A 22,749-nucleotide genomic window follows, 5' to 3' on the forward strand; every position below is an offset into this window, starting at 1 on the left:
ATTTCAATAGAAATTGTCTTTATTTACTTATCCTAGAACTTTATGTCCCAGCCTCTATATTAGTAGTTAGTCAGTGATAAAGATGAAATTAGGTGTTATGTTGACTTTTTTAATAAAGCATTCTGTCCAATTTCATTAATTAATAGTCAAAATAATATAGTTTTTAATTCGATATTTAACTTAATGCTCATGATAACATCGAAATATTGCTATTTATCATCTAGACTTACAGAAATAATTTCTTGAGTCAGTGGATGAGTAAATTCAATTTGATGACTATTTAGCTCTAATTGTCGTAATGTTGAAGTTCCATAAAGTGGATCCCCAATAACTGGATGGCCAATCTCAGCAAGGTGCACACGAATTTGGTGTGTTCGACCTGTATCTAATTTAATGTCCAGTTGACATACACCCTCTTTAATCATTTTAGAGTCAATAATGTGAGTGATTGCATGTTGACCTGTGTTGGAAATTCTTCGTTTGTTTGAATGAAATTTATCTTTACCAATAGGCATATCTATCGTTTGTGGTTTAATAGGTAACAACGCTTTTACATTTGCTTTATATATACGCGTAATTTCATTATATTCTAACATTCGGTCTAAGATTTTTTTCATAAGCGGATTCTTAGCAACTATCAATAAACCTACTGTTTCCTGATCTAATCGATGTATGGGCTCAACATATTCACTATCAACAGTGTAAATCACATGGTTCATAAGTGTGTTGCTCTCTTTTAAATCATTGGGATGCGTTTTAACACCCTTTGGTTTCATGACAATGGCCAAGTCATCATCCTCGTAATAAATTTGAGCATATCGATAACTTGGTAAATAGTTACTTACTTCATTAGGTGTTGGTATCTCAACATAATCACCGGTTTTAACATTATTTAATAATGTACCGTACTCTTCATTAATTAAGATTTCTTTAGACATATTCAGTTGATGTAAGTCCTTTTTAGGTAATTTTAAATATTGAAAAATCTCTCTCAATGTATAATCGTTAAATTGTTTAGGTATTGTAAATTTCATTTTTTCCTCCTATAAATTCAGTTCTATCATATCATATATTTGTGCGACTCTATAACTTGTTTTATTTTGAAAGTTTTAATAACATCGGCATTGTGAGTTTTTAAAAATAAAGAATGAGTTGTATAATAATGATAAAATGTTAAATTTGAGGGGATATAATGGAGAAACCAACTAGACTTGCATTACTTAAGGAAATAGCCGAATTTCTAAATGAAGAAACTGAAATATATAGCATGATGCAAGGGGCTTTGCGTTTACTTATAAATGGGAGCGACTTTTCAACTGGTTGGATTTTCTATATTGATGAAGAGGGGCACCATGATTTAGTTTCCTCTGTAGATTTACCTGAAGCTTTATCTAAAAACTCTTGTTACTATTTGACAAATGGTTCTTGCTGGTGTGTGCAAGCATATCAAAATCATAAATTAACTAAAGCTTCTAATATAATAAATTGTTCTAGAATCAATTTAGCTAATCATGCTTATGATAAAGAAACGAATCATATTACTCACCATGCTACTGTTCCATTGCAGTCTGGGAGTGAAAGATTCGGTTTGCTTAACGTAGCATCTCCCAACAAAGAACATTATAGTGAAGAAGACTTAGAACTATTAGAATCTGTAGCATTTCAAATTGGTTCAGCTATAAAGAGAATTCAGCTAACTAATAAAGAAAAAGAAAATGCCAAAATTAATGAACGTAATCGACTAGCTAGAGACTTACATGATTCAGTAAATCAAATGTTATTTTCTTTAAAATTAACGGCTCACGCTGCAAAAGGGATAACTACTGACGAGCAAGCGCAAAAGGCTTTTAAGACTATTGAGGAAACAAGTCAAAATGCAGTAAATGAAATGAGAGCACTGATTTGGCAACTAAAACCAGTTGGATTAGAACAAGGCTTAATCCATGCATTACACTATTATAGTAAAATGTTAGGACTAGATTTGAAAGTGACTATTAATGGACTAATAGATTTATCTAATGATATCGAAGAAAATGTATACAGAATTATTCAGGAAGCAATGAATAATGTTATTAAGCACGCTAAAACCAACAAAGTTTATCTTGATTTATCACAAAATGTTGAATATCTTGAGATAGATATTAGAGATAACGGTCAAGGTTTTGACACGCAATCAATTAATACGTTTTTATTTAATGGTTTAAAAAACATAAAGCAACGTACACAGTATTTGAACGGTAAAGTTACTATAGAATCAAAAATAAATCATGGCACTCGGATTTATATTAAAATTCCATTGAAATTAAAGGAGCATCCTTATGCATAAAGTCATTCTCGTCGATGATCACTATATTGTAAGGCAAGGTTTAGAATTTTTATTATCAACTGTAGATGATTTATCAGTTTTAAAGGGTTTCAAAGATGGTGCAACATTTTTATCTTATTTAAAAAACAATGAAAGACCGGACATCGTGCTTCTAGACTTAGTAATGCCAGAGATGAATGGTATAGAAATTACTGAAATACTCAAACAACAATATCCTGAAATCAAAGTATTAGTACTTACGAGCTATGTAGATGATGAACATGTTATTTCAGCTATTGATAAAGGAGCTGATGGGTATGAAATGAAAGATGTTGAACCTCAAAAGTTAATTGAGACAATTCATAAAGTTTTGCAAGGTGAACGTATCATACATCCTCAAGCTAAAAGCGTGATTAAGGCCGTATCAAAAAAACCACATTATACGAATAAGTTATCTAAACGTGAAAAAGAAGTACTTAAAGAAATGGTTAAAGGTAAAACAAATAAAGAAATTGCAAGAGCATTGTTTGTATCAGAAAAGACAGTAAAAACACATGTGAGTCATATTTTTAGCAAACTAGAAGTCTCCGATAGAACTCAAGCCGCTATTTATGCAATGGAAAATAAATTGATTTAAAAATTATTTTAATTTTTATGAATGTAATTGTGTTAAGTTGAGTTTTTAGCCAATAACACTTACAGCAATTATAATTCTGCTTGTAGATTAATATTACTGTCTAATTATTTTGATAATTATGCCTATTATAAAAATAGACTCAAAAACGTATTTACTCTTTTATTTTTATTGAAAATATATTAAGATGTAATTTGTGTTTCAAGAAATGTGTATTATTGCAATTTCTTGTGTCCGGATAAAATATTTCCAATGAGAAAGGTAGATAAATAGAATGGATAGACAGAGTTTCACAGATTTAATTCAAACAAAATTTAAGATGGTCCGTATAGAAGCAGGCTATACACAAGATACAATGGCACAAACCATTGGACTTTCCAAGAAAACATTGGTTCAAATTGAAAAAGAAAGAGTTCTACCAAACTGGACTACATGCGTATCAATTTGTGCTTTATTCAGAGATTCAGATGTATTAAATAGTACATTCGGTTGTGACCCGCTTGAAATCGTACAAACAATTTCTAGAAACCATTGTGCTTATCCAAATCACTCAACAACAAGTGATATTTACTGGAATACTATTGATACACGTAATGGTTTCATTTTACAAAGTAATAAAGTAAGTAACATTTATCGTGTTCTTAATAATGAAAAACAACCGATCTTTGGTACTTCAAAAATGAGAGAAGCTGAAACTTACTTCAATAGAAATGCTAAAGAAGAATTAATACACGTATAGACATAAATACATAAGTGATAGAAGAATCATTTTATGATTGAATCACTTTGATCTTAATATCATAAAAAATTCAGGAGCATAAGTGTTAGACGATGAGACAACTTTTTGGTTTCATCGTTTTTTTATAAGTGAGTAAAATGAAATAGTTTTGAAACATTTTCTATTAAAAGGGAGTTTAAATGATGCATTCCATATTATTAGTAGTTTTTATGATAATTTTAGGAGCAATAATTGGTGGAGTAACTAATATGATTGCAATTAAAATGTTATTTCATCCATTCAAACCGTATTATATTTTTAGGTTTCGTATTCCATTCACACCAGGTTTGATTCCAAAACGTCGTGAGGAAATCGCTAGAAAAATTGGACAAGTTATTGAGGAACATCTTATTACTGAAGAATTAATTCGACAGAAGCTAAATCAACAACAATCGAGAAATATGATACAGCAACTAATCCAAAAACAAATAAGTAAATTAAAAAATGATGATGTGACAATTAAAAATATAGCTAAATTTTTAGGGATAGATGTTAATGAGTTGGTAGATTATAAATTGACTACTAAAGTTTTAAGTAAACTAAACTTTTGGTATGAGAAAAATAAATACAGAAAGTTAAGTGAAATATTACCTCAGTCTTTCTTAGACCAATGTAAAGGTCAAATAGAATATATTACTGACTTCTTATGTGAAAGGGCTAGAAATTATTTAAGTTCTGAAAAAGGTGAACGTGATATTTATGAAATGTTAGACACATTTTTCAATGAAAAGGGACGCATCATTGGTTTACTACAGATGTTTATGACAAAAGAAAGCATTGCTGATAGAATTCAACAAGAGTTGATTAGACTAACTCAACATCCGCAATCTCAAATAATAATTACTAAAGTATTAAATGATGAGTATGAAACATTTAAAGATAAGAACTTAGATGAAATCATTAAAGCACAACAATTTAAAAATTATAGTCAATTAGTACTTAATGAATTAAAAACTTATCTAAATCTAAAAGATAAAACACAGAGACCTATTAACCAAATTGTTCCGCAGTTTATTCAATTCCTAGAAGATGATACATCAAAACGTATGACTGATTTAATTATTAAAGGTACTTCAACACATTTAACAAACATTATGAAAAAGATTAATTTACGTCAATTAATTGAAGAACAGATTAATACATTCGACTTAAAGTATATTGAAAATCTAATTATTGAAATTGCCAACAAAGAATTAAAATTAATCATGACATTAGGATTTATATTAGGAGGTATCATTGGATTTTTCCAAGGAGTAATTGCAATCTTTGTCTAATAGTGACAGATATGTTAAAGTATTCTACGAGTGGTTAAAAACACAAATTAACTCAAAGGAGTGCAAAGACTTATGGCAGTAAATTTATATGATTATGCAAATCAATTAGAACAAGCTTTAAGAGATAGTGATGAATATAAAGCTATCAAAGATGCATTTGCTAAAGTAAAAGAAAATGAAGAATCAAAAAAATTATTTGATGAATTCCGTGAAACTCAAATGAGCTTCCAACAAAAACAAATGCAAGGGGAAGAAATTCCTGAAGAAGATTTACAAAAAGCTCAAGAACAAGCTCAAGCTATAGAAAAAGACGAAAATATTTCTGAATTAATGAATGCTGAGCAAAAAATGAGCCAAGTATTCCAAGAAATTAATCAAATCATCGTAAAACCTTTAGATGAAATTTACGCTGACTAATTAGTTAATCAATATCTACTTTGATTGAGCCTGGGACATAATAATTGTTCCAGGCTTTCTTATTTATGTCTTATTATTTTTAAATCAATGCATTCTTCATCGACTGTCAACAAACAGATATGGTAAAATGAAAGAATATAAGGAAAAAATATTTCTCATCATTCATACTGTAAAATTTTAGTTTATATACTTTATGCATCACATTAATGCATAAATAATCTTGTACATTTTTTTAATTAACTTTGCAGATATTCTAAGGAGAATCAAACTTATGGTTAAATTTATACACTGTGCTGATTTGCATTTGGACAGTCCTTTCAAATCTAAAAGTTATCTCAGTCCAAATATTTTTGAAGATGTCCAAAAGAGTGCATATGAAAGTTTTAAAAACATAGTCGACTTAGCTTTAAAACAGGAAGTCGATTTTATTATTATAGCAGGTGATTTATTTGATAGTGAGAATCGTACATTGCGTGCTGAAGTCTTTTTAAATGAACAATTTGAAAGACTAAGAAAAGAACAAATATTTGTTTATATTTGCCATGGCAACCACGATCCTCTTACTTCTAAAATAACAAGTCAGTGGCCTAATAACGTATCCGTATTTTCAAATCAAGTGGAGACATATCAAGCTATTACTAAATCAGGAGAAACGATTTATATTCATGGATTCAGCTATCAAAATGATGCGAGTTATGAAAATAAAATAGACGCATACCCATCGAGTCAAGGTCAAAAGGGCATTCATATTGGTGTATTACATGGAACTTATAGTAAATCTTCGGTGAAAGACCGTTATACTGAATTTAGATTAGAAGACTTAAATCAACGTTTATACCACTACTGGGCATTAGGACATATACACCAACGTGAACAGTTAAGTGATATGCCAGTCATTAACTATCCAGGTAATATCCAAGGAAGACATTTCAATGAATTAGGAGAAAAAGGTTGTCTATTGGTCGAAGGTGATCACCTTAAACTCACTTCACAATTTTATCCTACTCAATTTATTAAATTTGAAGAAGCTACAATTGAAACTGATCATACATCTAAACAAGGACTTTATGATGTTATTCAATCTTTTAAAGATAAAGTAAGACCTGAAGGTAAATCATTTTATAGATTGAACGTACGCATTAATAGTGAAGACATAATTGCACCACAAGATTTAATTCAACTAAAAGAAATGATTACTGAGTTCGAAGAAAACGAAAACCAATTTGTTTTTATTGAAGATTTAAATCTTCAATATGTTCAAAATGATGAAATGCCAATAGTGAAAGAGTTTTCACCGGAATTACTTGATGATGCGTCACTTTTTGATTCGGCAATGACTGATTTATATCTAAATCCAAGGGCTTCTAAGTTTTTAGATGACTACAATGAATTTGATAAAGTTGAGTTAGTCAATCATGCAGAAAGCCTTTTAAAGGATGAAATGAGAGGTGAACAAAATGATAATTAAATCATTAGAAATATACGGATACGGACAATTTGTTCAACGTAAAATTGAATTTAATCGTCAATTCACTGAGATATTTGGTGAGAATGAAGCTGGTAAATCTACCATTCAAGCATTTATTCACTCTATTTTGTTCGGATTTCCTACTAAAAAGTCCAAAGAACCACGTTTAGAACCAAGATTAGGTAATCAATATGGCGGGAAATTATCCCTCATTTTCGACGATGGCATTGAAGCAGAAGTTGAGAGAATCAAGGGAAGTGCACATGGAGATGTCAAAATTTATCTTAAAGATGGTACTATACGAGATGAAGTTTGGCTAAATAAAAAACTTAATTACATTTCAAAGAAAACATATCAAGGTATATTCTCTTTTGACGTTTTAGGTCTTCAAGATATTCATAAAAATCTAGATGAAGAACAGCTACAAGATTACTTATTAGAAGCAGGTGCACTTGGGTCAACTGAATTTACAAGTATGAGAGATAGAATTGGACAAAAGAAAGAAGAATTATATAAAAAATCTGGAAAAAATCCAATTATTAATCAACAAATTGAGCAACTTAAACAATTAGAAAATCAAATTCGAAATGAAGAAAGTAAACTTGATACATATCATCGGCTTGTAGACGATAAAGATAAATCATCAAGAAGACTAGAAAATTTGAAGCAAAATTTAAATCAATTATCAAAAATGCATGAGCGAAAACAAAAAGAGGTTGCTCTACATGATCAAACACAAGAATGGAAAAGGTTGGAACAATCACTTAATATAGAGCCTATAAATTTTCCTGAAAAAGGGATAGATAGATACGAAACTGCCAAATCTCACAAACAATCACTTGAACGAGATAAAAGTTTGCGAGAAGAAAGATTAAGCTTATTAAATAAAGAGGCGGAGTCTATCAATCCAGTAGACCAAAAGTATATTGATTCGTTTAATAGTCTTTATCAACAAGAAACTGAAATTAAACAAAAAGAATTTGAATTACGTTCAATTGAGAAAGATATTGCTGATAAGCAACGTGAACTAGAAGCTCTTCAATCTAATATAGGTTGGCAAGAAGTGTTTTACGACACAGATAGTACTGAAGCGATGAAAAGTCATATAAGTGATTTAGTATTAGGCAAGCAAGAACAAATTGCTTATATCAACCAGTTAGAACGTGGACTTGAAGAAAATAAAATTGAAAGAAACTCTAATTCTAATGAGATTAATCAAGTTGAGAATGAGCTTGTTCCTGACGAAACCTTTGAAAAGAAAAAGGAATATACACAACAAGTTTTAGAATTACATGAAAAAGAGAACTTATATGAAAAGTTAAAAGAAACATTTGAAGAAGAACAAACACAAAAAAATAAAAGACAAAAGTTTTTAAGAATAGGATTTATTGTTTTGACTATTCTATCAGCAGCACTTTCTATATTTTCTTTTTTCACTGCAAATCTTATTTTTGGAATAATATTTGCTCTATTAACTGTGATTTTTGTAGTAGGTATCATCTTTTCTAAATCTAAAGCAGTAGATTATAGCACAGCAATTAGTCAAGAAATTAATGATTTAGAAAACCAACTCACACAACTTGAAAAAGAATATAATCTTGACTTCGATTTAGAACATCAACAACGAGTTCGTGAACAATGGCGCCATGCAAAGAAAAATAAAAAAATACTTGAAGAAAAACATCAATATATCAATCAATCATTAACGACTGCAAATGAGCGACTTGATAGTCTAAAAAATAGCATCATTGAAATAAAAAAAGAGTTACATTTATCAGAAAAACTTTCAGATGAATTAGTGGTTGAGAGTGTCTCAACCATTAGTCAAATTAAAGCGCATGATAAATACATTATTGATTTAAATCAACAACGCAAGAATCTACTAAAAGATATCAATCACTTTTATGAACGTGCACAATCTGTAACTGAACCACATCTAAAACAATTTAATCAGATGTCTTTCTTCCATGATGTGAAACAGTGGTTAAAAAATGCAGAGGAACAAAATGAGGCTTGGAATAAAAATCAAAATGAAATGCAATTACTCAATAATGAATTAAAGCAATTGAAGTCACGCTTAAGTGAAACGAATCAAATGATTAAGGAATTATTTGATTATGTTGATGTAGATAATGAAGAAGATTATTATACACATCATCATCATTTTGAAACCTATCAAAATGATTTAAATCGATTTATTGATTTAAATCAATATTTAGAAAATCAAAATTATACTTATGAAATGAGTTCGCAATTAAGTGAGAAAACTACTGCTCAACTAGAAGAAGAAGATCATAGATTGGCTAAACAAGTTGACGATTACAATGATCAATTTTTAGAAATGCAAGCAGAAGTTAGTGATTTAAATGCTCAGATTAATCATATGGAAACAGATAGAACTTTAGCACAATTAAGACATGAATATTATAGCTTAAAAAATAGACTTAACGATATTGCTAAGGATTGGGCAAGCTTAAGTTATATGCAAGCTTTAGTGGAAGAACATATCAAGCAAATAAAGGATAAGCGTCTACCACAAGTGATTAATGAAGCTGTATCTATTTTTAAAAATTTAACAAATGGTACTTACAATATGATTAATTATACTGAAAATCATAAAATACATGTAAAGCATTCTAACGGACAAGTATTTGAGCCAGTTGAGTTGAGTCAATCTACAAAAGAATTATTATATGTGGCTTTACGTATTAGTCTTATTAAAGTATTAAAACCGTACTATCCATTCCCAGTGATTGTAGATGATGCATTTGTTCATTTTGATAAATATCGTAAAGAGCGTATGTTGAAATATTTGAGAGAACTATCAGAACATTATCAAATACTTTATTTTACTTGTACAAAAGATCATGTCATACCGGCTAAAGAAGTATTAACTTTAAATAAATTACAGGAAGGCGGGAAAAAATGAGAAATGTAGAAAAATTAAATCCCGGCGACTCAGTGGATCATTTTTTCTTGATTCATCGTGCAACTCAAGGTGTTACAGCTCAGGGTAAAGATTACTTGACACTATTTCTGCAAGATAAAAGTGGTGATATTGAAGCTAAATTATGGACTGCTACGAAAGATGATATGCAAACTTTAAAGCCAGAAACAATAGTTCATGTCAAAGGTGATATCATCAATTATCGTGGACGCAAACAGATGAAAATACATCAAATACGTCTTGCACAAGCTGAAGACAAAGTGTCAACTAAAGACTTTGTTGACGGTGCGCCAATGTCGCCCTCAGAAATACAAGAGGAATTATCGCATTTTATGTTAGATATTGAAAATGCAAACTTACAACGCATTACTAGACATTTAATTAAAAAGTATCAAGATCGTTTTTTCACTTATCCAGCAGCAAGTTCGCATCATCATAATTTTGCGAGTGGATTAAGTTATCATGTTTTAACAATGTTGCGTATAGCAAAATCTATATGTGATATTTATCCTCTGTTGAATAGAAGTCTATTATACAGTGCTATCATTTTGCATGATTTAGGTAAAGTAAGAGAATTGAGTGGTCCAGTGGCGACGACTTATACTGTTGAAGGAAATTTACTTGGTCATATCTCTATAGCAAGTGATGAAGTTGCTGAAACAGCCAAAGAGTTAGGTATTGATGGAGAAGAGGTAATGTTACTTAGACATATGATTTTAGCGCATCATGGTAAAATGGAGTTCGGATCGCCTAAATTGCCTCATTTAAAGGAAGCTGAAATACTTTATTTTATAGATAATATTGATGCTAAAATGAACATGTTTGATAAAGCTTTCAAAAAAACAGAAAAAGGTCAATTTACAGAAAGAATTTTTGGTTTAGAAAATAGACAATTTTATAATCCAACAACACTTGATTAAATTCAAGTTCAATAGTACAAAGTTACTTTTAATGAATAGATAATTTTAAAGAAGTATCTATTCTTAGAGTCTTTGTACTTTTTTAATGTTTGTTAATCAACGTGTTATAATAAATTAGTCGCCTAACTTTACTTCTCAGGCGTCATATGACGAAGGGAAGGAGGTGCATATATGATTTTAGATATCTTTGTACACATCATCACCACTGTTATTAGTGGTTGTATAGTTGCGTTGTTTACGCATTGGCTACGTCAACGTAATGACAAACATCGATAGGCGACATTTTTAAACTTAGCCACACTAAAACCCCCTTACTACTGGCATAGTAAGGGGGTTAGTGCATATATGATAGATATCTTTGTTAACTATATTATAACATGAGTGATGAATATTTCAACTTACGACAATCATGTTAGAAAGGAATTACGAACCTGAATTAGTTAATCCAGAACCACCTTGTGATTGTTGTTGCTGTTGTTGTTTTAATTTATCTGGATCAAGAATAGAATCCTCAATTGCTTTTTTAATATCTCTATCTTTGTAGTCCACTTTATACTCTTTTAATAATTCTTTGTATGCATCAGTTAATAATTTAGGTTTCTTCTGTACTTTTTCTTCGATTAATTTTTGTTTGATATTTGATTTTTCACTATTAAAATCAGTTTCTTTATCTGCTTTTATAATGTGATAGCCATAGTCTGTTTTTACGACTTTAGAAACTTCTCCTTCTTTTAATTTAAATAGTGCTTTTTCGAAGCTATCTACCATTTGACCTTTAATCACATAACCTAATGAACCATCCTTCTTAGCTGAAGAACTATCCATTGATTCTTTTTTCGCTATTTCTCCAAACTTATTTGGATTCTTTTCTACTTCTTTTTGAATTTTTTCAGCTTTTTCTTTCGCTTTTTTATCTGATAAACCTTCTTTATCACTAGATTTAGATTTAACTTTAATTAAAATGTGTGATGCTTTTTTAGAGTTTTCTTTGATCTCTTTATCTGATACATTAACTTTATCAAGTAACAATTGTTTCTGATAAGCTGATAATTTCTTCTGCTCTTTATAATCATCAAGTGACATACCTTGTTGTTTTAGCATGCTTTCAAATTGATCCTTACCACCGTATTGTTTCTCTTCTTTTTTAATATCTTTATCAATATCTTTTGTATCTACTTTATCTTTATATTTATCTGCTAAAATTTTGTTTAATACAATGCTAAAAGATGTGTTTGCAATTTGTTCTTTGCCCATTTTTTTCATTACGTCAGCAACTTTAACATCACCAGCTTTAGAAGAAATAAGTGTGTTATCCTTCGATTCAGTTGCATTTGAACCGCAGGCACCTAACAAAAGTGCACTTGCAGTTACGGGTACAATAATTTTATTCATTAATTTCATAAGTTGATAGCTCCTTTATGTATTAATCATCGTAAATATAACATATTATTAATCATCAACCAATTAGAAACCCCTTTCCTCAGACTATAGTATGACAAGGAAAGGGGGTATAGCTACATAATTGATAGCGATTTAATTATGCATATTTTATTTATAAATATAAAAATTGTTGCATCTAATCTTTGTAAATGATTTTAAAAATCAGTGTTGTGTATAAGGATTGTCTACCTTATTTAAAATATGAAGACCCGATTGATGTTCTTCGACATAGTGTCCATCATTTGAAAATAAAAGTATCTTTAAATATAAAATATCCATCATTGAACAGCCTATGTTAAGTGATAATAAAAACATAAAATAATGTCCATATTGAGGTAAATATACACTTAGCATTATAAAGATACCAGATAAGAAAAAGATGGGTAGAATGAGATTAATACAAAAATAAATTTTGTGAACAGGCGTATTAACATAAGTATTAAAATATGGTACCCATTTCTTACTAGATAATTTATGGATTTTAAAAGATTTATAATAGGGCAAAAAGAATAAAAGATGTACTATTTTATGAATAGGGTACATGAGCAATATAAACACTATGAGTACAAAAAAATGTCTATCTGAAAGTGGTGTATCTAAAAAATAATACATCACTTCATAACTAACTAAAAATGTAAATATTGTCGCAACTAAACTTAAGAATGCAATTCTTTGAATACCGAATCGTGCATGTATATCGATTTGCCGAGTACATAAAAACATAATATATGCCTCTTCTCTATGTTAATGTTCGTTACGTATTATCTATGTCTTTTGCTCAATAGTCAATAGATATTGCCAATATTTGTTGGTTTTGCTCAGTGAAAAGTTTGAGCTGTCTATGATTTAGAAGTAAAAAAACTATGGCTTAGTTGCCATAGTTTTAAACTATTTATCGTTTGAAAGGTTATTACTAATATCTTCGCCACGGTTTTGTAAATTTTCGATGTGACTTTGTAATTTTTCGATGTTTGGATTAATATCTGATTTAAAATTACCAATCAATCCTTTAAACTCCTCACCAATTGAACTTCCAAATTCAATACTTTCATTCTTAATTTGTGAACCGTAATTAAGAATATCATTGAAGGATTGTTTCATATTCTCTATTTCACGTTGTAATTCTGATTGAGCGCCAGTAGGTTGACTAGCATCAATCGTATGATTTTTTACGCTTTGGTCATCACGATGTCTTAAAGCAACTGCAAATCCTGCAACAGCACCTACACCTAAACCAAATAATATTCTTGAGACTTTCATTATGATTCTCCTCACTTTGTTTGTCGGATAATTGTAATAGTTATTTCATACCCAGTATAACAAGAAATATGCATGATTAAGACATTTGTGCTTGAATTTGTGTTGCTATTTTTTGTTTAGTTTCATCATCGATTACATCTTCATGTGTTTCCCATTTATAGCCAAATCCGTCTATATCATTTTCATATCTCGGTATTAAATGGAAATGAATGTGAAATACTGATTGATCGGCATATTCACCATTATTTTGAATAATGTTCAAGCCGTCAGGGTGAAATGCGTTTTTGATTGCATTTGCCACTTTAGGTAAAGCAACCCCTATATGTTTCATTGTCTCTTCATCAGTTTCAAATATATTTTCTGAAGGTTTTTTAGGTACTAGTAGTGTATGTCCTTTTGAAACTTGAGATATATCAAGGAATGCATAAACATAATCATTTTCATATATCTTAAAACTAGGAATCTCACCTGAGATAATTTTACTGAATATCGTTTCTGACATAATAATGACACTCCTCTACAAATGTTTGTTCATATTATATCATTCATTTTTTAAAACTACATCATTGTAAAGATTATTTTTAGGTCTATATAATTTTTTTTGATACAATAAAGTCAATGGAGGTGCCTTATGACAGTAAAAGTTGAACATCTTACAGGCGGATATGGAAAAAAACCTGTAATTAAAGATTTGAATTTTGAATTAGAAAAAGGTGAAATTGTAGGTTTAATAGGTCTAAATGGTGCTGGGAAAAGTACTACAATTAAACATATGCTAGGATTGATTAATCCAATGGAAGGCAAATTATCAATTTCAAATATTAGAATTAATGAAGATATTGAAAATTATAGAAGAAAGTTATCTTATATACCTGAATCACCAGTCATCTATGATGAACTAACTTTAGAGGAGCACATTGAAATGACGGCGATGGCTTATCAATTAAGTAGAGAAGAGGCTATGCGTCGAGCTAAACCATTGCTTAAAGTTTTTAGATTAGAAAATGAACTTAAAGTATTTCCAAGCCATTTTTCTAAAGGGATGAAACAAAAAGTGATGATTATTTGTGCATTTATAGTTGATCCAGAATTATATATTATTGACGAACCTTTCCTCGGTTTAGATCCTTTGGGGATACAGTCTATGTTAGATTTAATGGTAGAAAAAAGAAATGAAAATCGAACAGTTTTAATGAGTACACATATTTTGGCTACAGCCGAAAGGTATTGTGATAGGTTTATTATTTTGGATAAAGGTGAAATTGTTGCATTTGGTAATCTTGAAGAGTTACGGGAACAAACAGGATTAAAAGATAAAACTTTAGATGATATTTACATCCATGTCACACAAGGTAGTAGTGCTTATGAATAACGAGGCATTAACTTTGTTTAGAAAACGACAACACGCTATACGTAAGGAGAAAAACTATTATAATAAATTTATATTTAATGGTCACTTTACGGTTTTTCTACTTATACTATTAGGAGCATTTATATTTGGATATGGCGAGTGGTTAAGTCACATTCCTCCCCAAATAGACTATGCACTATTTGCTAGTATAGCAATAGCTGTTGTTTCATTATTCCCAATTCGTACACTCTTGAAAGAAGCGGACCAAATCTTCTTACTACCTTTTGAAAGACACATGAAAAATTATATTAAAGCAAGTCTGTTTTATAGTTATATTTCAAGAATCAGTTTACCATTCATTTTGCTAATCGTGTTCTTTCCATTGTTTTATAAATTAAGTCACAATGATTATGGATTTTATATCGCATTTTCTATAAGTACATTGCTATATCCATATTTGGTATTACTCATCAAATGGCAATGGGTTAAATTAAATAAAAATGTGTTCATTATCAACTTATTATTATTTATACCTTTAGCAGTAACGCATTACATCATTTTAAAATTTCATAACTATTTAGCTTTTTTAATAATGATTTTATTATTTGTAATTTATATAGTCCTAAAGACTAGAGCTGATCACTATTTGCTTCCTTGGGAAAAAGTGATTGCAATTGAACAACAACATCACACAAATTATTATAAATTCGTTAATATGTTTACAGACGTAAAACACCTAAGAGAATCAGCAGTACGTCGTAGTTATCTTGATTTCTTACTACCCGTTCCTAAAGGTACTAAATTCAATGAGAATCGGATGTACTTATATTTATTTATAAGAAGTTTTGTCAGAGGACGCGATGCTTTTTCTATTATTTTAAGATTAGTTATTATCGCTTTGATATTAATGGTATGGTTATCACAACCAGTTGTTTCATTAATTATCGGTAGTTTGTTTATGTATATTATTTTATTACAGATGTCTCAATTTTATACGCAGCAGGCATACGGTTTATGGCCTCAAGTTTGGCCTGTATCTGATACAAAAGTAATTACAGGATATCAGCAATTTTTAAATCGCTTGATGATCATCATCGCTATTACATTTACGATTGTATATGTAATCAAACACCATGAATTATTCTTTTTTGCTGTATTATTCTTTATAGTAGGTTGGCTAACCATTCGAAATACAATTAAAAAATTAAAATATCAAGAAACATTATTACGTGACTAAATCAAATTTAGTTAGAGTAAACTTTATTTTAATTTAATATAGTCAAAAGAGGGATTGAATGTTTGAAACGATAACGACAGCCGCCATCCTGTATATTGCTACAGCGGTTGATTTATTAGTCATATTATTAATTTTTTTTGCAAGAGCAAACAATTATCAACAGTACAAAGATATTTATATTGGACAATATCTAGGGTCATTAACTTTAATTATTGTCAGTTTGTTTTTGGCTTATGTACTTAACTATGTACCAGATAAATGGATTTTAGGATTGCTTGGTCTTATACCAATTTATTTAGGAATTAAGGTTGCTATATTCGATGATTGTGAAGGGGAAAGAAGAGCTAAAGATGAACTAAATAAAAAAGGATTATCTGAGTTATCAAAATCTGTTGCAGTAGTCACACTAGCAAGTTGTGGTGCAGATAATATTGGATTATTTGTACCATATTTCACTACTATAAATAATTATGAATTAGTTATTACTTTAATCACATTTTTAATTTTAATTTTTATTCTTGTCTTTACCGCTCAAAAATTAGCTAATATACCAGGCCTAGGTGAAATCATTGAAAGGTTTAGTAGGTGGATAATGTCAATAGTCTATATTGGTTTAGGTCTATTCATTATCATTGAAAACGGAACAGTTCAAAAACTCTTTCATTTTGTTTTTTAATATAACGAGATTATATGACAACTATAAATCATTCGGTAACTTCCATAGTAAATATGGAGGTTACTTTTTTAAATAAAAATTGAGATGAGTTTGAGGATTAAATGGCCTCTAATTAAATCTATAGCTAAGAAGTTATACATCTTGGCTAAATTAAAGATAGAGTAAAATTGGTATTTTAATCATTGTAAATGAGAATAAGTAAAAGTATTTAACTATATACGACAAGATGCCTATGACCATGTGTGATGTCATAGGCATCTTGTCGTATAAACAATTGCCACAAATAGAAAAATGCACTTAGAAATTCTATAGAAAATGCAATTGAAAGATATCTATCCACAGTTGAAATGTTTCTTAACATCAATCCTTATAATTAATAAGTAGACTAAATAACTGTGTTTAAATTTGTTGAATATATAATTTGTTTTGACTAATTAATGATCTTCTATTGGATATAAATATCTTTCAAAGTAACTGGAATGTTGACCACTAGCACCAAAGTATTGGCTCAATGCATCTTTTGAAAAGTTTTCCTTAAATATATTAGAAGCTTTGAAATCTTCATATGCTGTTCGATTTGCAAAACCAAAGTAAATTTTGTAGGTAGACCCCTCAGTAGGTTTTAATAAACGATAGCTTTTAAAACCACCAAAATTACTTAAAGGTACGTCTACGTGTAATAATTTTTTCTCTAACTGTTGACGATGGTCTTCAGACGTAGGAACAAAAATAGCACTATAAAAATGATGTTCGTTAAATTCACCTATGCTATCAATCACTTGATATGCACTAGGATGTTTTAAGATTGATTTTCCCTCAGACTCCTCTAAGATTACTGAAGAATCATTAGTAGAAAATTGAAATAAACTATGTTCTTGATGATTAAGTTTAATTTGATTTAAAAAATGATAAGTCCCATAAGATGTATATAAATACATGGCTCATTCCTCCTTTGTTTTAATTTATTATACGAGCCTACTTTTCTATATACAAATAAAGTTGATTAATTTGTATAAAAAGTAACTTATTTTTAGATGTCAAATTAAACAAAATCATAAATTATTTAATATTAGTCGTGTAATTTAATATCTATCCAACTTTTAGTAAAAAAAGATCTCTTATTAAAAAATTTTATCCACTTGATACAGTCAAATGTAGTATGTCTTTTTTGTGACATTTAAGCATATTAAAATACTTAATTAAGTACAATATGCTATCATTGGTAAGAATGATTCAATTGTGGGGGGACTCAAGGGTGCGCAGCAAAAACGATACAATTTTAAAAGCTATAAAAGGAGAAAGTACGTCACATACACCTGTTTGGTTTATGAGACAGGCTGGACGTTCTCAACCTGAGTATCGAAAATTAAAAGAAAAATATTCTCTATTTGAAATCACGCATCAACCGGAATTGTGTGCATATGTGACACATTTACCAGTAGATAATTATCAAACCGATGCGGCAGTATTGTATAAAGATATTATGACACCACTCAAACCAATTGGTGTAGATGTCGAAATTAAATCAGGTATAGGACCTGTAATCTCCAATCCTATTCAAACTGTTAAAGATGTAGAAAAGCTATCGCAAATAGATCCTAAAAGAGATGTCCCATATGTATTAGATACAATTAAGTTACTCACAGAAGAAAAACTTAATGTACCTTTAATAGGTTTTACAGGAGCACCATTTACTTTAGCATCTTATATGATTGAAGGGGGGCCTTCAAAAAATTATAATTTTACTAAAGCGATGATGTATAGAGATGAGGGAACATGGTTCGCTTTAATGAACCATCTCGTCGACATTTCTATTGATTATGTTGTAGCACAAGTTGAAGCAGGAGCGGAAATCATTCAGATTTTTGATTCATGGGTTGGTGCACTTAATGTGAAGGACTATCGCTATTATATTAAGCCGGCCATGAATAAATTGATTTCTGGCATTAAAGCTTATTATGATGTACCTATCATTCTTTTTGGTGTCGGTGCAAGTCATTTAATTAATGAATGGAATGATTTACCGATAGATGTACTAGGTCTTGATTGGAGAACTTCAATAAAGCAAGCTGACAAAATGGGAGTAAATAAAGCAATTCAAGGTAATTTAGACCCGTCTTTACTGTTAGCTCCATGGGATGTCATAGAATCACGACTCAAAGACATTTTAAATCAAGGTTTAGATCGCGGAAAGCATATTTTCAATTTAGGTCACGGTGTATTTCCAGAAGTTAAACCAGAAACTTTGCGAAAAGTGACTGAATTTGTTCATAATTATACAGAGAAATAGTTTTTAAAGATTTGGTTAGATTCCAAACCTTACTTCATTGATTCAAATTAAAGATTTAAAAGGAAGGTTTTTATTAATGACTAAAACAATTGGCTTATTAGTAATGGCGTATGGTACACCATATAAAGAAAGTGATATAGAGCCTTATTACACTGATATTAGACGTGGAAAAAAACCAACTGAAGAAGAACTGCAAGATTTAAAGGATAGATATGAATTTATTGGTGGCCTTTCTCCTTTGGCAGGAACAACCGATCGTCAAGCGGAAGCGTTACTCGACGCACTAAATAAAGAACGAGATGATGTGAATTTTAAACTTTATCTTGGATTAAAACATATATCTCCATATATTGAAGAAGCAGTAGAACAAATGCATAATGATGGAATTAAAGAAGCAGTAACAGTTGTACTTGCACCTCATTATTCTAGTTTTTCTGTTGGCTCTTATGATCAACGTGCTCAAGAAAAATCAGATGAATATGGTATACAGTTAACACATATTAAACACTATTATCAGCAGCCAAAATTTATTAAATATTGGACAGAAAAAATTAATGAAACATTAGAACAAATACCTAGTCAAGAACATGATGAGACTGTATTAGTAGTTTCTGCACATAGTTTACCAAAAGGTTTAATTGAAAGAAATAATGATCCATATCCTCATGAATTGCATGAAACAGCGGAAATTCTTAAACAGGAATCTAATATCATCCATGTCGCTGAAGGGTGGCAATCAGAGGGAAATACTGGAACACCTTGGTTAGGCCCAGATGTCCAAGATTTAACTCGTGATTTATATAAGGAACATCAGTATAAGCACTTTATCTATACGCCAGTAGGTTTTGTTTGTGAACATTTAGAGGTGCTTTATGATAATGATTATGAATGTAAAGTGGTGTGTGACGATATTGGGGTAAATTACTATCGTCCAGAAATGCCTAACACACATCCATTATTTATCGGTGCTATTGTTGATGAAATTCAATCACATATATAAATGAGTCTGTCATCCAAACCTATTAAACAAAACAATTCCTCCATTTTAATAGGGGGAATTGTTTTTATACTTTTTCTTTTAGAACCAGTATAAAGCGTATTTTAATAAATTTTTAAGCAATTCTGAAAGGTAGCGTGGGAAAAGTGAGTAAGAAAGTGGCAATTATTGGAGCGGGAATCACTGGTTTATCTAGCGCATATTTCATTAAAAAACAAGACCCTTCTATTGAAGTAACTATCTTCGAAGCCTCAAATAGAGTAGGTGGAAAGATTCAAACATATAGATCAGATGGTTACACAATTGAGTTAGGCCCTGAGTCTTATTTAGGTCGTAAGACAATTATGACTGATGTGGCAAAAGATATTGGATTAGAAAATGACCTTATTACAAATACTACTGGTCAATCTTATATTTTTGCTAAAAATAAATTATATCCTATTCCTGGTGGCTCAATTATGGGAATTCCTACAGATATTAAACCATTTATTAAAACAAGACTCATTTCACCTATTGGTAAATTAAGAGCGGGACTTGATTTGTTTAAAAAACCGATAGAAATTGAAAATGATATTTCTGTTGGTAGTTTCTTTAGACAACGATTAGGTAATGAAGTATTAGAGAACTTAATTGAACCACTAATGGGTGGTATTTATGGTACTGATATTGATCAATTGAGCCTAATGAGTACATTTCCTAATTTTAAAGAAAAAGAGGAACAATTTGGTAGTTTGATTAAAGGAATGAAAGATGAAAAAGAACAACGTATCAAGAAACGTCAATTATATCCAGGTGCTCCTAAAGGACAATTCAAACAGTTTAGACATGGTTTGAGTTCTTTTATAGAGGCGCTTGTTAAAGATATTGAAAGTAAAGGTGTTGACATACGATATAACACGCCAGTCAAAGATATATTGATTTCGCAAAAAGATTATGAAATTTTATTAGAAGATGACAGTAAAGAAAAATTTAATGGCTTACTTGTAACTACGCCACATCAAGCATTTCTAAATTGGTTTAGTCACGATCCTGCATTTGATTACTTTAAGAACATGGATTCTACTACTGTCGCAACAGTTGTTTTAGCGTTTGATGAGAAAAATATTACCAATACGTACGATGGAACTGGCTTTGTTATTGCAAGAACAAGTCAAACGGATATTACTGCATGTACTTGGACATCAAAGAAATGGCCATTTACTACTCCAGAAGGTAAAGTTTTAATTCGAGCATATATAGGAAAACCAGGTGATACTGTAGTAGATGATCACACCGATGAAGAATTAGTATCAATTGTTAGAAAAGACTTAAGTCAAATGATGACCATCTCAGGGGATCCTGATTTTACAATTGTAAATCGGTTACCTAAGAGTATGCCCCAATACCATGTGGGTCATATCAAAATGATTAAAGAAATTCAACAACATATTAAAACAACTTATCCTAGATTACGTGTTACAGGTGCACCGTTTGAAGCTGTTGGTTTACCTGACTGTATACAACAAGGAAAGAATGCAGTTGAGGAAATATTAGAAGAGTTATAATAGTATGATGACACTTTAATTAGAAGAATGTAATAAGTTAGATTTACGCTATAAATATATGTCAAGAAAACTTATTCGATTTCTTTTTAAAGTGTTTTTGCTTACAATAGAATTAATAAAGGAGTGAGGGGACAGATGACAGACATTATTATTGTACACTCAAAACATGGTAATTCTAAAAATCATTGGTATGAATGGTTAAGACATAACTTAACTTTGGAAGGGTATGATGTTTCTTTATTCAATCTTGAAGCAAATGATCATGCACAAATTGATGAGTGGGTTAATGAAATGAAACAACAACTACATATCCGTAAAAAAGATACATATTTTGTGACACACGGGTTTGGCTCAATCGCTGCCTTAAAATTTCTTGAAGAAACGCGTCATCACATTGAAGGTTTCTTTAGTATCGCAGGATTTAAAGAAGATGCACAAGACATAGATGAAGATGTAGATTTAAAAGGGGTAACCATCGATTACGATAAAATAAAAGAACAAGTAGATAAATTTTATGGACTCACGTCTAAAGATGATCAATATGTTTCATACAAGGAAACACAAAGACTGATGAATACACTTAATGGACATACACGTGTAGTAGAAGATGGTGGACACTTTTTAGAAGAGGAAGGTTTTGTAACATTTACTTCTTTAATTAACAGAATGCAAGGATATATGACTAGGTAGGATGTTTACACATCTATCCTAGTCTATACTTGCAAACATTAAATATTATTGAAAACATTTCATATCATTTAGTAATTAAAATTATAAAATGATATATGAAGTATTTTTTTACACAAATAAATCGAAAAACGATATTGACTATTATGTCTTAAGTTAATATACTTAATAGGTAATTGTTTAGAGGGCATTAAACCTTAAGTGTTACATGTTTTCTTTAATACCATTTAAAGAAATTGTTAAAATAATTTAAATAAAGTGTTGACATTATTAACCATTTAATGATATGATTAGCGAGTAGTCAAAAATAATATTAGCGCGGGATGGAGCAGTTCGGTAGCTCGTCGGGCTCATAACCCGAAGGTCGGTGGTTCAAATCCGCCTCCCGCAATACATGTTTTATTAGGTCTCGTAGTGTAGCGGTTAACACGCCTGCCTGTCACGCAGGAGATCGCGGGTTCGATTCCCGTCGAGACCGCCATTACAATTATGGTTCAGTAGCTCAGTTGGTAGAGCAATGGATT

Annotated in this window: 22 protein-coding genes and 2 tRNA genes; 18 read left to right on the forward strand and 6 right to left on the reverse strand. The window is 30.3% G+C overall.

Going from position 1 to position 22,749, the window contains the following annotated elements; all coding sequences use genetic code 11:
• Nucleotides 1-209: 209 nt before the first annotated feature.
• Nucleotides 210-1,034, reverse strand: coding sequence for an RluA family pseudouridine synthase (locus HMPREF2897_RS04950; RefSeq protein ID WP_002490127.1), 825 nt, complete (start codon nt 1,032-1,034; stop codon nt 210-212).
• 158 nt (nt 1,035-1,192) lie between these two features.
• Between HMPREF2897_RS04950 and HMPREF2897_RS04955 the strand changes: the two genes are divergently transcribed.
• The 9 genes from HMPREF2897_RS04955 to HMPREF2897_RS12235 all read left to right on the forward strand — a co-directional run bounded on the left by HMPREF2897_RS04955 (nt 1,193) and on the right by HMPREF2897_RS12235 (nt 11,019).
• Complete coding sequence (locus HMPREF2897_RS04955; protein WP_002475949.1) at nt 1,193-2,326, forward strand: GAF domain-containing sensor histidine kinase; 1,134 nt, start codon at nt 1,193-1,195, stop codon at nt 2,324-2,326.
• Complete coding sequence (locus tag HMPREF2897_RS04960) at nt 2,319-2,942, forward strand: response regulator (protein ID WP_001829810.1); 624 nt, start codon at nt 2,319-2,321, stop codon at nt 2,940-2,942. Before HMPREF2897_RS04955 ends, HMPREF2897_RS04960 begins: the two co-directional genes overlap by 8 nt.
• Nucleotides 2,943-3,213: 271 nt before the next feature.
• Nucleotides 3,214-3,678 carry an XRE family transcriptional regulator XdrA gene (locus tag HMPREF2897_RS04965; protein WP_001829807.1) on the forward strand — a complete coding sequence of 155 codons (465 nt, stop codon included), beginning with the start codon at nt 3,214-3,216 and terminating at the stop codon, nt 3,676-3,678.
• Between the two features lie 182 nt (nt 3,679-3,860).
• A complete protein-coding gene (locus tag HMPREF2897_RS04970) occupies nt 3,861-4,991 on the forward strand; it encodes a DUF445 domain-containing protein (protein WP_032603006.1) in 1,131 nt (376 codons plus the stop codon).
• Between the two features lie 72 nt (nt 4,992-5,063).
• On the forward strand, nt 5,064-5,408 hold the full coding sequence (locus tag HMPREF2897_RS04975; RefSeq protein ID WP_001829805.1) for a YlbF/YmcA family competence regulator: 345 nt from the start codon (nt 5,064-5,066) through the stop codon (nt 5,406-5,408).
• Nucleotides 5,409-5,679: 271 nt separating this feature from the next.
• A complete protein-coding gene (locus tag HMPREF2897_RS04980) occupies nt 5,680-6,876 on the forward strand; it encodes a metallophosphoesterase family protein (protein WP_002446757.1) in 1,197 nt (398 codons plus the stop codon).
• A complete protein-coding gene (locus HMPREF2897_RS04985; protein WP_070592755.1) occupies nt 6,866-9,805 on the forward strand; it encodes an ATP-binding protein in 2,940 nt (979 codons plus the stop codon). Before HMPREF2897_RS04980 ends, HMPREF2897_RS04985 begins: the two co-directional genes overlap by 11 nt.
• Nucleotides 9,802-10,743, forward strand: coding sequence for a 3'-5' exoribonuclease YhaM (yhaM, locus tag HMPREF2897_RS04990; RefSeq protein ID WP_070592756.1), 942 nt, complete (start codon nt 9,802-9,804; stop codon nt 10,741-10,743). The genes HMPREF2897_RS04985 and yhaM overlap by 4 nt, the downstream gene beginning before the upstream one ends.
• 171 nt (nt 10,744-10,914) lie before the next feature.
• Nucleotides 10,915-11,019, forward strand: coding sequence for a type I toxin-antitoxin system Fst family toxin (locus HMPREF2897_RS12235; protein WP_002440288.1), 105 nt, complete (start codon nt 10,915-10,917; stop codon nt 11,017-11,019).
• 147 nt (nt 11,020-11,166) lie between these two features.
• On the opposite strand, the gene HMPREF2897_RS04995 is transcribed toward HMPREF2897_RS12235, so the two are convergent.
• From HMPREF2897_RS04995 to HMPREF2897_RS05010, 4 genes are all read right to left on the reverse strand, one after another.
• Nucleotides 11,167-12,144 (reverse strand): peptidylprolyl isomerase PrsA, encoded by a 978-nt coding sequence (locus HMPREF2897_RS04995; RefSeq protein ID WP_002490116.1) that lies wholly within the window; start codon nt 12,142-12,144, stop codon nt 11,167-11,169.
• A 201-nt stretch (nt 12,145-12,345) separates the two neighbouring features.
• Nucleotides 12,346-12,906, reverse strand: coding sequence for a DUF3267 domain-containing protein (locus tag HMPREF2897_RS05000; protein WP_070592757.1), 561 nt, complete (start codon nt 12,904-12,906; stop codon nt 12,346-12,348).
• A gap of 165 nt (nt 12,907-13,071) precedes the next feature.
• Nucleotides 13,072-13,443 carry a YtxH domain-containing protein gene (locus HMPREF2897_RS05005; protein WP_001829821.1) on the reverse strand — a complete coding sequence of 124 codons (372 nt, stop codon included), beginning with the start codon at nt 13,441-13,443 and terminating at the stop codon, nt 13,072-13,074.
• 76 nt (nt 13,444-13,519) lie between these two features.
• The gene (locus HMPREF2897_RS05010) at nt 13,520-13,945 is read right to left on the reverse strand and encodes an HIT family protein (protein ID WP_002490099.1); all 426 of its coding nucleotides are present in this window, start codon (nt 13,943-13,945) and stop codon (nt 13,520-13,522) included.
• 129 nt (nt 13,946-14,074) lie between these two features.
• Here HMPREF2897_RS05010 and HMPREF2897_RS05015 point away from each other — a divergent pair, with 129 nt between their 5' ends.
• Genes HMPREF2897_RS05015 through HMPREF2897_RS05025 form a run of 3 tightly spaced genes read left to right on the forward strand, consistent with a single transcriptional unit; the run spans nt 14,075 to nt 16,707 of the window.
• On the forward strand, nt 14,075-14,815 hold the full coding sequence (locus HMPREF2897_RS05015) for an ABC transporter ATP-binding protein EcsA (RefSeq protein WP_002457875.1): 741 nt from the start codon (nt 14,075-14,077) through the stop codon (nt 14,813-14,815).
• Nucleotides 14,808-16,031, forward strand: a complete 1,224-nt coding sequence (locus tag HMPREF2897_RS05020) for an ABC transporter permease EcsB (RefSeq protein WP_002475193.1) — start codon at nt 14,808-14,810, stop codon at nt 16,029-16,031. Before HMPREF2897_RS05015 ends, HMPREF2897_RS05020 begins: the two co-directional genes overlap by 8 nt.
• Nucleotides 16,032-16,089: 58 nt before the next feature.
• The gene (locus tag HMPREF2897_RS05025) at nt 16,090-16,707 is read left to right on the forward strand and encodes a CadD family cadmium resistance transporter (RefSeq protein WP_002446748.1); all 618 of its coding nucleotides are present in this window, start codon (nt 16,090-16,092) and stop codon (nt 16,705-16,707) included.
• A gap of 434 nt (nt 16,708-17,141) precedes the next feature.
• Here the strand turns inward: HMPREF2897_RS05025 and traP are convergent, their stop codons facing one another.
• Nucleotides 17,142-17,645: a signal transduction protein TRAP gene (gene traP / locus HMPREF2897_RS05030; protein WP_002486324.1), complete on the reverse strand. Its 504-nt coding sequence runs from the start codon at nt 17,643-17,645 to the stop codon at nt 17,142-17,144.
• 290 nt (nt 17,646-17,935) lie between these two features.
• On the opposite strand from traP, the gene hemE reads away from it, so the two are divergent.
• The 6 genes from hemE to HMPREF2897_RS05060 all read left to right on the forward strand — a co-directional run bounded on the left by hemE (nt 17,936) and on the right by HMPREF2897_RS05060 (nt 22,706).
• Complete coding sequence (gene hemE, locus HMPREF2897_RS05035) at nt 17,936-18,997, forward strand: uroporphyrinogen decarboxylase (protein WP_176744855.1); 1,062 nt, start codon at nt 17,936-17,938, stop codon at nt 18,995-18,997.
• Nucleotides 18,998-19,073: 76 nt separating this feature from the next.
• The gene (gene hemH / locus HMPREF2897_RS05040; RefSeq protein ID WP_002490098.1) at nt 19,074-19,997 is read left to right on the forward strand and encodes a ferrochelatase; all 924 of its coding nucleotides are present in this window, start codon (nt 19,074-19,076) and stop codon (nt 19,995-19,997) included.
• A 143-nt stretch (nt 19,998-20,140) separates the two neighbouring features.
• The gene (hemY, locus tag HMPREF2897_RS05045) at nt 20,141-21,538 is read left to right on the forward strand and encodes a protoporphyrinogen oxidase (protein WP_070592759.1); all 1,398 of its coding nucleotides are present in this window, start codon (nt 20,141-20,143) and stop codon (nt 21,536-21,538) included.
• A gap of 135 nt (nt 21,539-21,673) precedes the next feature.
• Nucleotides 21,674-22,228, forward strand: a complete 555-nt coding sequence (locus tag HMPREF2897_RS05050; protein ID WP_002490105.1) for an RBBP9/YdeN family alpha/beta hydrolase — start codon at nt 21,674-21,676, stop codon at nt 22,226-22,228.
• A gap of 314 nt (nt 22,229-22,542) precedes the next feature.
• Nucleotides 22,543-22,616: transfer RNA gene (locus HMPREF2897_RS05055), tRNA-Met, on the forward strand.
• Nucleotides 22,617-22,630: 14 nt separating this feature from the next.
• Nucleotides 22,631-22,706, forward strand: a tRNA-Asp gene (locus tag HMPREF2897_RS05060).
• The last annotated feature ends 43 nt before the right edge of the window (nt 22,707-22,749 follow it).

The sequence above is a fragment of the Staphylococcus sp. HMSC065D05 genome (assembly GCF_001813195.1).
GTDB classification, from domain to species: Bacteria; Bacillota; Bacilli; order Staphylococcales; family Staphylococcaceae; genus Staphylococcus; species Staphylococcus epidermidis.